This window comes from Rhodohalobacter sp. 8-1 (assembly GCF_038150125.1).
Lineage (GTDB): Bacteria > Bacteroidota > Rhodothermia > Balneolales > Balneolaceae > SW132.
Genome location: NZ_JBBVMF010000011.1, coordinates 159,613 through 168,699, shown reverse-complemented (window position 1 = coordinate 168,699; position 9,087 = coordinate 159,613). Strand labels below are relative to the sequence as shown.

Genomic DNA, 9,087 nt, shown 5'->3' with positions numbered 1-9,087 from the left:
TCAAAGGGGGACTTTTATCCTTTCCGACCCAGAGGGTCGGGGAATTAAACCACTTTAGATTAATTTTTAATAAAACAAAGATTGAAAGGCTTTGAATAAACATTCCCTACCTTTTCCATAGGGTACCAAACTCGTTTATATGAAGCTGTAAAAGAGCAGGTAGAAATTCTACTTGATTATAAAACAAGCACGGAGCCCGGGTAATGAATTCGAATTAAAAATCTCTAAATAGTGTTTTAATCGTAGCCTATAAAAGCTTAAGAATGGGGCTCTTTATTAAATCATTAAAGCTCATTCGCAGGCTTTAAAAATGACAATATAAATGAAAAGAGGGTTCACAATGAAAAGAGTAGAAGGTAAAGTAGCAGTCGTAACAGGAGGATCATCCGGTATCGGAAAAGCAAGCTGTCAACTGCTTGCGAAAGAGGGAGCAAAAGTTGCTGTAACCGACATCGATGATGAAAAAGGGAAAAAAGTTGTTGAAGAAATAGGAAAAGCCGGTGGAACAGCAAAGTACTGGAACCTGGATACAACCGATGAAGACCGTGTCAAAAAGGTTTTTGAAGAGATAGAAGAGGAATTTGGTCCGCTGGATGTTCTGGTAAGTAACGCAGGAATTTCGGGGATCGATAAACCGACCCATGAGGTAACCAAGGATGAGTGGAAGCAGGTAATTGACGTGAATTTGAATGGCGTTTTTTACTGTACAAAATACGCTGTGATTTCTATGAAGAAATCAGGCGGCGGAAGTATCATCAATCTCTCCTCAATTTATGGTCTCGTGGGTGCACCGGATCTGCCACCATATCACGCTTCTAAAGGAGCCGTACGTGTAATGAGCAAAACAGACGCCCTTTTCTATGCAGAAGATAACATCAGGGTGAATTCAGTACATCCTGGGTTTATCTGGACACCACTGGTAGAAGAGCTTGGCAAAGAATCTCCGGGAGGAGTGGATGAATTCCGTAAAGAACTGGATAGCCTCCATCCTATAGGTCATGTTGGCGAACCTGAAGATATCGCAAACGGAATCTTATATCTTGCATCGAACGAATCAAAATTCGTGACCGGTAGCGAATTGGTTATTGATGGAGGATATACAGCAAAATAAGTCCATATATCTGAATCGGAATCCACCTCTTAAATAAATTGGAACCGGTAGCGAATTTACCATTTATTTAATGGAGCGTGTTCACCAGATAGTGTAAAATAATCCCATTTCATCTACAGGTGGAATGGGATTTTTATTTGCCCCCCTCTTGGCGCAGTTTCTGAAAACGTGAAGCTTAAATTATGTCCCGACGATTGGATGTGTGGTTAGCCGGGATATTGTGCTAAAGATATATTTAAAGTCTGCCGGGTCTTTTCTCGTTCTTTAGTGAGATTTGAGATTTTATTCAACTCTATACTGTACAGCCCAACAATCTCTAAATCCTTAAGAAGCTATTAAAAATCGGCGACGGTTGCTCACATAATTTAAAACTTCGAAATGTGTTTTTTTTGCTGCCATATCAACCACTCTTTAGGTTTTGGATGATTGGTTTTCTGGTTGGTACAAAAGACCTGTCAGGTTTTTGCCTTACAGGATCGTGCCAATACCTGTTACTCTCCCACACCGTGGAGCGAGGGAGTAGGTATTTAGTGCGTTAAGCAGGTCGATGGTCAATTATGATGCTGTTGATGGGTATTCCCATTCATTGAATCCTGGTTCATCATTCCCTGATTACCCATCAACGTTCCCTGCATCATCTGCATGCACATCATATGCATTTTCATCATGGAGGGAATGCCGGCCATCTCCATCATTTTCGATTGATCCATTTCTCCATCTGCCATCATGGCTTGCATCATCTCAGTAAGTACCCCAAACCCCTCCGCTTTGAATAGTGACGTCACTTGTTCGATGGCCTGATCATAAGAAAGGCTTACTGTTTTTGATGTAGCATATACCATGTTGTTCTTCTTTTTGTCGTTCTGAATTAGTTCTTTTTTTTGAAATTCTACTCATAATGTAAGGCCCGAATACTTAAAAGAACCTTAAATCGATGATTTTCACTGAGCTGCAGCGTCAGCTACTGCCTGTACCCCATGGGAGCCTTGCTGAATATTTTTGAATGATGAATGGGGTCACTTAACTTTAATACTAATCTCAATAACCGGTTTAAAAGATAATGGATAAAAAGTTTACGGCAAGAATAGTACGTTTTTCAGAGGCATATGAGCTGGCTTACCGTGTTTCCCGGAAAATCAGTGCCTCCCCCATTGATTTTGATATGGTTGTCGGCATTGCCCGCGGTGGATTCCCGCCGGCACGCCTTGTATGTGACTTTCTGAATATTAAAACCTTAACCGCTATACAGATCCGCCACTGCACTGGTGGCGCCGAGGAAAAGGAAGAGGTTGACATCACCGATCCTATAGATATTGATTTGAATGGGAAAAATGTCATTCTCGTGGATGATGTTAATGATTCCGGGAAAACCCTTCAGGCTGCCGTGGATCATCTAACTACAAAAGGAGCAGCGGTGATTAAAACGGCCGTGCTGCATGAAAAAGAGAACACCTCACTGAAAGCAGACTACGCCGGAGATTATCTTGGCGAATGGAAGTGGCTGATATATCACTGGGCGGTAACAGAAGATTTGCTGGAGTTTCTTGACAAGGATGACATGCTGGAAGCCGGTGAAGATGACATACGCAAACACCTCTCTGATAAATACGGCCTTGAGGTTGATCGTGACCTCTTGAAAAAAGTGCTTGCCCTGAAGAACAACTACTTATAAAATCTACCGCCTCGATTTGTAGTCAGTAATAGTGGTCCTAATAATATCAAAAAGGCGTTTTTTGGATTTTCATGTACCACCGCCATTGAAATATGTGAATTTGGTTCACGAAATATTTTTGGATTAGGCTGAATTTTGAGAGTGACCGTTTACTAATTCCACCCTTCACCAGGCTCCCATTTCTTAGTGAAATTTTCTCTTTGGTTTATGCTTTTCGTCGGCGGCCATAGAAAGTTCTCCACCTCTTCAATTACTGTTCGAAAATTGGAAGTTAACTCTACTTGTTCAATTTTCTTTTTAAAGGCTCGCCATTGAATGACTTTATTCTCATCTGCATAAAAAAGTTCTTTAAACACGACCGGTTTCTCGGATGGAAGTTCTGTCCTTCTTCTCTCAAAAGTATGTTCAATTGCTTTCTGAACGATAGCACCATCAAACTCGAGATTGCTGCTCAAAAACCAGACATCATAAAAGTCCTTCATACGGCTGTTAAGAAGATCAAGATCAATCATGGCCTGATACTTCTCAGCAACAGCAGTTTCCAATGTGTAAGCTCGAATTCTTGGATTCTCTTCATCCAGTACTGTCGGGAACTCAACCCAAATCGGATCTGGTGTAACGATATCCCCAAAACCCATATCAACCTGTATATATATCTTCGCATTACCGAGATTTCCCCTTACTCTAAATCGATATCCTTGATATACCTGATTCTCTCTGATTTCATCCGCTTCGATATCATCGGATTCAAATTCCAAACCATCTTCTGCTACTTGTACGTTACAGCAGTCATATATTACAGCTTTCACATTTTCAATTCCTTCATCATCCATGCTCAGGAAATCAATATCACGAGTCGAACGTATTTCTGATATGCCGGATATGCGTAGCAGCAGTGCTCCCTTCAGTATAAATTGTTCAACATATTCAGATCTGCTCACTCTGTACAGAAACCTCTCCATGGCGTAATACTGAAGAAGCTCATTGAACGGCCGGTTTGTTTCACGCGCTCTGTTCAAAAGTTTTTGATGAACAGATGCGGCTTTCCGTTTTTTATCTTTATCCATTTATAGTCGCTTCCAGATATGGTTTCATGATGTTCTCGACTCTGCAGATTTTAGCGAATCTCAGAATCTCTTTTACCTCAACATTTTTTTGTTCAAGTCCCGATTGGAGTGCTTCAATCGCAATATCTTTGCCGATCTTATTTCGGAATTTGAAACAGTCTGCAATGGTCTTGGCTGGACTATAAACTTGAATCGTTTGTCCGTCTATCTCATGCTTTTCTACTCCTTCCGTAAAACTTTCGTCAGTAAACCGGTATACCTCAATAGGCGGATAATCTATCTTTGGATCTCTTTGAGTTCTGGCGATTGCAATATGAACTTTGTGAGGGATCTCTTTGGTCATCTCATGAAAGTCGAGCGCTGAGAGCAGGCAGATTTTTGCATTTGGAACCCTGGCAGCCACAATCGCAACATCCGGATTAGAAAGCGGAGGATCATCTGCCAGTTTATACAGACCCCGGCCCAGTTTTGTTATGTAACCCTCATCCCTGAGCTTGTAGAGCGTTCTGGGATGTATACCGGTAGAAAGCGCCTCTGACGTGCGAAGGAGTCCCTCCTGATCTTTAAAAACGCTTAGTGCTTTCCGAATTTTTTCTTTTGACGTGTACATGACTATGGATAAAAACGCATACATTTATTAATAAGTGTATGCGTTTTTATCCATATTTGCAATTTATATTCATCGCTTATCCTACATTTATTTTAGGGGGCTCAGCATTCTTAGTTGAATCAATTTTACTGCCAACAACTGGAAAGGACCGTACATTCGATTCAACTATTCCGGTTATTTTGCCGGTTCTTATATCTATATAAAATATTGTAGTACAATGTTTTATGAACCTGATGTCTTTAATTCTTGCCGGTTCATTTGCCGGTTTAATCAAAGGGATAAATGCGACCAGACGCTTCTTAAAATTTAGCCTTTAGTATTCTATAAACACTTTTTCTACTACTTGTAGTAGTTCTTTGAGCTGGTCTTGCCGGAGATCTTCAAGCTTTATCTGTAGTGGCTTCCGCATAGATTTCTTCAGCTATTTTGACATTTCTTGGATCACCAGTAACCATTAAATCAGTATAAACAACAAGGCGAGGAGCTATATTTGGAAGCTCATTCTCAACCGTCCAGTAAGGTTCTCTGATTTCAACTTTCCCGTTTTCTTCAGGTATCAGTTTAAGCTCCTTCATAAGTTCAGCCCGATTCTTTTTTGTATAGAGTATGTACTCCACAGGTTTGAGATCATTCGTTAGCAGATCAGCTGCCGGTTCACCTCCCCATTGATCCTGCTCACCCAGTCGTAGGTTCTTCCAGTTTTGTTCGGTCTCTTTATTTATAAGTTTATATCTGCCTTTTTGGATGCGAGGTTTAAGTTCATCTGCAAAGGCCGTGATCCATTGATCTAAAAGTCTATCCCTGTTTTTAAGCTTGAGCACATCTTTGTTTTTAGCATATACAAAGTCATGCTCTTTCAGCCCATCCAAAATGTGCTTGATGTTTCCCAATGCGACATCCGCAGTCTCAGCTATTTCCCGATACGTTTTATTTAGCCAAGTTTCATCATGAAGAAAAAGGAAAACGACTTTTAATCCGGTTTTGGTAAAGGCCCGGTTTTTCTTTTGCTGAATGGGAGTTGTGGTGTGACGATCAATCCATAAAAGCGTATCCCCTTCTTCTAAATGAATATTTCCAGCCACATCTATCCAATCAATCCCCGCTTCATTCAATAGCTTTTTAATGTTGGGATATAAACGTTCGGCCACCAGCATTAGGGGACCTACTTTATCTTGTAATTCCTTCAATCGTGGAATATGGTGTTTACGAATCTCTTTTTTGATCTCCGCATGTCTGACAATTGCTTTCTTTGTATTTGGGTTAAATGTTACCCGTGCATCAATTTCGTAATTTTTATTAGGAACATAGGCCTCCCATTCCGTCTTATGACCGATCTCTGTGGGAAGATTCGCAAGTGCTTTTTCGAGGATAGCCTGATTCATTTGTTCACTATTTTATTGTGTTCACGAGTCGTGAACAATCTTAACTAATGAACAAAATCGATGAATAGCAACATGAAGAACATTCTGGCTTTTATTATCAACTCAAATAAATCTCTTGTTGATGCCATTACTGGTAATCGAAAATGGGTTGGTCGAACTTTTATATTGAGAGAATTTAAAGACTGCCAGAACTACTGCTTTATTCCATATTACTCATTACTCATCGGAGAAGTTGTATTCCAATCACCAATAAAGTTTTATTACTCAACCAGACCGTCTCTTTTTATCAAACCAAATAATAAAGCCTCTAATAGGCAAACTTCCGGAAACCAAACAGATCAAAAATGCAATGATTTTACCTGGAATACCCATATAGCTCCTACATGAATGTCATAATTCATCGCCAAAAGCTTTTCGGTATTCTTTAATTCAAATTAATCAATTGACGCTATGAATTTCGGATTAGAACGTATAGCTCACCTACTACTTGGAATCTTTCTACTATTAGTCGCGTGGAGCACAGATACACACGCCCAGAGCATTTTCGACGTCAAATTTGAGGAATCGTCAGAGGAGATGATTGGTGAAACTGAAAAGAATTTGGCAGGCAAGTCCCTCGCTGAAATGAGTATTGGGGGTGCTCACCCTCGCTATGGTGGCGCCAAACCTGCAGTGGGACGAGCGGTCATTTTATTCTTTGGCGACAGAGAAAAAACTTCATGGCACTGTTCTCTCTGAGACTTTAGAAATTGAACCCGGAGAGCAGCCTCTGGCTCGAAGAATCTCTGGTGAGCGCATTGCTGAGGCATTTGACGCAACATTCGGCGAACGCGGCTTATAACAGGGCGTATGCTCCGTTTGGAGCTGCCGATGAGTTTGGCGAACCAAGTGAAGACACCTCTGATTATGTCAGACATAAACCAGGAACCACCACCGGTCATGATGGAAGGCGATGAAGGTCACCCTTATTTTGAAAAGATTGCCTGGACGCATGTGGTGCGACCCGGTATCGGCATTGCGTTTGTTTCAATTATCGTGCGCTATCTGGCAGGAGATGAGGAAGACGTGACGGTAAGGCCTTAAATGGATAACCGGAGAGTTCAGCAATTAAGTTGAAGCTTAAGGCCTAGCCATCAATTCTTTCACGACCTGGTGAATCCACTTCTGTATCCTCGCAGAACATATAATCGCTATCTCAACTACCGTGATGAGGTAAAGGAAAAGTAGCGAGGCCCGTGGGTTATCTCTATGTGATTTGTTAACATTTAGAAATCTATCTCTAAACAGTTGCCTTCAAACATTATGGAGCTTGGTGTCGGTGATCCCATATTACAGAATGAGACACAAAATGTGAGTTAAATCATCAAGGGTGATTCCAAACCGGTACGCCAAGAAACTCGGCCAGTGATTCAATATCATCCCGTAGCTTTCGCCGGTTTGAGTGATCAATCGCATGAACGCGGTTGCTACTGCGCAGCACAAGGTTGAGTTCATTGCTTACAAACGAAGTTCTTTTGTGGCTGCTCCTAAGACTACTGTCTGAGCGTTTTACATTCTCATGGAGGTGCTGGAGTGCAACAATCTCATCGAGGCTGACGGACCGGTAATCACGACCATTGTTGATAAAACGGCCCGAAGATTTGTCAAATACTCGGTTCCCCTTAATCATAGACCAGAATTTGAATCCGCCAAAGATGAGTATGCAGCCCAGCCCCACGGCCAGCAGCGATTCGGTTAGTGACCCAAGCTGGGAATCAATGATATCCTCTACAGCATGATGATAAACGGGAATAAAGAACCCAAGACTCGCAAAAGCACCACAAACCAGTTTGGCGGTAATAGACGGCCGAAACTCCATTTTCAAGTCACTGACCCTAACCAGGGTATGCGTGCGGAAATTGAACCCTCCCTTTTTCATCGGTGTCCATTTGATGGTCTCTGGTGTTAGTTTAGAAGCGGATAATGGACTGGAGTTTGCCTCACCGGTTTGTTTATTGGCGGGTTCTGATTGATTGTCTTGAGTTGGTTTCATATGGATTATCGTCAGTTTGAATAAGGCAATCGGGGAAGTACGATGCTACGATCAGGTTATCTTTCTATGATGTATCCTGTGTAAGTAGATGCGTAAATTTCCGGATGATTCTGTCACCCAGTTTTTTATCAAACGAACGACTTTAAAAATCACCGGTTTAAAGGCCATTCAGTCACTCTATTGAAGACACGGCTGACAAAATGAATATTTCTCTCCGTTTTTTCCGTGTGCATGTTGCTTTATAAGGCGATCATAAACGAATTTTTTTTACAGAATTTTGAGCAAAAATTCGGTTCTTTTTTTGATGTTAGATTCCAAAAATATTAAGAGGTACAGCTACAGATGATTCTGTATTCACAAATCCAAGAGTATATTACCCGGCTACGAATCCCGAGTTCAGTATAAATTCCAGACCCTGAAGGGGTCATAGAACCCAGCCTGGGTCAGCGCCCAGGTCACAGAGAACACACAAGACAAACCATCGGCCCGAAATCCAATAGGGGCATAACATCTATTCCGATTGTAGTATCATATGTACCACCAAAAAAAGACTTCATGTACCACCAGGGAGAAACTTTACCTGTGAAGAATCACTCCAAAACATAAAAAACCCGTTTATATCGAATTAAACGAGGTTTTTAGTGGTACACCCGACAGGCGAGAACCGCGAAGTACTGCTTCGCAACAGCAACGCCCGGATCATCTTAATAACATCAAGACACAAAAAAGCTCCGATCTCTGGTTAGAAATCGGAGCCTTTTATATGTACACCCGACAAGATTCGAACTTGTAACCGCCTGATTCGTAGTCAGGTACTCTATCCAGTTGAGCTACGGGTGCATTCAGAGGGGCAAGAAACTACCTGATTCGGGACATATTACTCCCCGAAGTCATTTCTTCTCTTCTGGACGCCCAATTTAATAATGCATTGGCTATCCTGACATTTCATTTGTTGCCAAGAATAGCTAATGTAAGGAATTATACAGAAATAGTACAAGTCTGAAGATTAACTTTATAGCTTGCTCAGCAATCCCATAACAGCTCTCCCTTCACTCCTATTTTATAACTTTATGCAACGTTAGAAGAAAAGCACGCCTTTTGCAAAATTTCACCATTAAGTGGCCCAAAAATACCCTTTGGATGTTTTATGGTGAAATCCATCTCTGCCCCGGGATTAGATACATCGCTCCTGCAGTTGATTCATTTTCAGACT

Annotated in this window: 10 protein-coding genes and 1 tRNA gene; 5 read left to right on the top strand and 6 right to left on the bottom strand. The window is 41.4% G+C overall.

The window, feature by feature from the left end:
- The first annotated feature begins 340 nt into the window (after window positions 1–340).
- Window positions 341–1,111: an SDR family NAD(P)-dependent oxidoreductase gene (locus tag AABW11_RS12745; RefSeq protein ID WP_340105491.1), complete on the top strand. Its 771-nt coding sequence runs from the start codon at window positions 341–343 to the stop codon at window positions 1,109–1,111.
- Window positions 1,112–1,662: 551 nt separating this feature from the next.
- On the opposite strand, the gene AABW11_RS12740 is transcribed toward AABW11_RS12745, so the two are convergent.
- Window positions 1,663–1,953, bottom strand: coding sequence for a hypothetical protein (locus AABW11_RS12740; RefSeq protein ID WP_340105490.1), 291 nt, complete (start codon window positions 1,951–1,953; stop codon window positions 1,663–1,665).
- Between the two features lie 218 nt (window positions 1,954–2,171).
- Between AABW11_RS12740 and AABW11_RS12735 the strand changes: the two genes are divergently transcribed.
- Window positions 2,172–2,783: a phosphoribosyltransferase gene (locus AABW11_RS12735; protein ID WP_340105489.1), complete on the top strand. Its 612-nt coding sequence runs from the start codon at window positions 2,172–2,174 to the stop codon at window positions 2,781–2,783.
- Between the two features lie 152 nt (window positions 2,784–2,935).
- On the opposite strand, the gene AABW11_RS12730 is transcribed toward AABW11_RS12735, so the two are convergent.
- The 3 genes from AABW11_RS12730 to AABW11_RS12720 all read right to left on the bottom strand — a co-directional run bounded on the left by AABW11_RS12730 (window position 2,936) and on the right by AABW11_RS12720 (window position 5,647).
- Window positions 2,936–3,850, bottom strand: coding sequence for a nucleotidyl transferase AbiEii/AbiGii toxin family protein (locus AABW11_RS12730; RefSeq protein WP_340105488.1), 915 nt, complete (start codon window positions 3,848–3,850; stop codon window positions 2,936–2,938).
- A complete protein-coding gene (locus tag AABW11_RS12725; protein ID WP_340105487.1) occupies window positions 3,843–4,460 on the bottom strand; it encodes a type IV toxin-antitoxin system AbiEi family antitoxin domain-containing protein in 618 nt (205 codons plus the stop codon). The genes AABW11_RS12730 and AABW11_RS12725 overlap by 8 nt, the downstream gene beginning before the upstream one ends.
- Before the next feature lie 380 nt (window positions 4,461–4,840).
- Entirely contained in the window at window positions 4,841–5,647 is an 807-nt protein-coding gene (locus AABW11_RS12720; RefSeq protein ID WP_340105486.1) for a type IV toxin-antitoxin system AbiEi family antitoxin, read from the bottom strand.
- 267 nt (window positions 5,648–5,914) lie between these two features.
- Here AABW11_RS12720 and AABW11_RS12715 point away from each other — a divergent pair, with 267 nt between their 5' ends.
- The 3 genes from AABW11_RS12715 (at window position 5,915) to AABW11_RS12705 (ending at window position 6,925) form a co-directional block, all read left to right on the top strand.
- Window positions 5,915–6,229, top strand: a complete 315-nt coding sequence (locus AABW11_RS12715) for a hypothetical protein (RefSeq protein ID WP_340105485.1) — start codon at window positions 5,915–5,917, stop codon at window positions 6,227–6,229.
- A gap of 250 nt (window positions 6,230–6,479) precedes the next feature.
- A complete protein-coding gene (locus AABW11_RS12710; protein ID WP_340105484.1) occupies window positions 6,480–6,683 on the top strand; it encodes a hypothetical protein in 204 nt (67 codons plus the stop codon).
- A 65-nt stretch (window positions 6,684–6,748) separates the two neighbouring features.
- On the top strand, window positions 6,749–6,925 hold the full coding sequence (locus AABW11_RS12705; protein WP_340105483.1) for a hypothetical protein: 177 nt from the start codon (window positions 6,749–6,751) through the stop codon (window positions 6,923–6,925).
- Window positions 6,926–7,205: 280 nt separating this feature from the next.
- On the opposite strand, the gene AABW11_RS12700 is transcribed toward AABW11_RS12705, so the two are convergent.
- Together AABW11_RS12700 and AABW11_RS12695 are read right to left on the bottom strand one after the other, a co-directional pair.
- Complete coding sequence (locus AABW11_RS12700) at window positions 7,206–7,874, bottom strand: hypothetical protein (protein ID WP_340105482.1); 669 nt, start codon at window positions 7,872–7,874, stop codon at window positions 7,206–7,208.
- Window positions 7,875–8,640: 766 nt separating this feature from the next.
- Window positions 8,641–8,714 (bottom strand) — tRNA-Arg (locus AABW11_RS12695).
- Between the last annotated feature and the right edge of the window lie 373 nt (window positions 8,715–9,087).